Origin of the sequence: Mycoplasma sp. HS2188 (genome assembly GCF_025209835.1) — a bacterium.
Lineage (GTDB): Bacteria > Bacillota_I > Bacilli_A > Mycoplasmatales > Metamycoplasmataceae > Mycoplasmopsis.
In genome coordinates this window covers 1-528 of record NZ_JAOAOI010000079.1, presented here as the reverse complement: position 1 = coordinate 528, position 528 = coordinate 1, and the positions used below count along the sequence as shown (strand labels likewise).

At 26.9% G+C, this 528-nt stretch carries 1 protein-coding gene; it reads left to right on the top strand.

Translation table 4 applies throughout. The annotated features are described in order from the left end of the window. On the top strand, positions 1-528 hold a 528-nt coding region (locus tag N1F73_RS03900; RefSeq protein WP_260360179.1), incomplete at both ends, for a restriction endonuclease subunit S.

The window sequence follows — 528 nt, the reverse complement described above, 5'->3', positions numbered from 1 at the left end:
AACGCTTGAGAACAAAAAAAGTTAGGTGATATGGGGAGTACATATGGTGGTTTAAAAAGTAAAAGAAAAGAAGACTTCATAAAAGGAAATTCAAACTATATTTCTTACATTGATGTATTTAAAAATCCACGGATTAACTTTAACCCTATCTCCACTGTTAATGTTGATGAAAAGCAAAACAAAGTTGAGTATGGTGATGTTTTGTTTACATTATCATCTGAGATACCTGAAGAAGTTGGCATATCATCAGTAATTACAACTTTTTTCAATAAAAACGTGTATTTAAATAGCTTTTGCTTTGGTTTTAGACAATATAGAATTGGTGAAAATGATTTAATTTTTTTATCATATTTATTTAGATCAAAATTTTTTAGACAGAAAATCATGATTCTTGCACAAGGTATTTCTAGATTCAATATCCAGCCAAATAAAGTTTTGAATATAGAATTATTAGCACCTTCAAAAAATGAACAATCTAAAGTAGGTAAATTTATAGAAAAAATAGATAATGTTGTATCACTTCTTCAG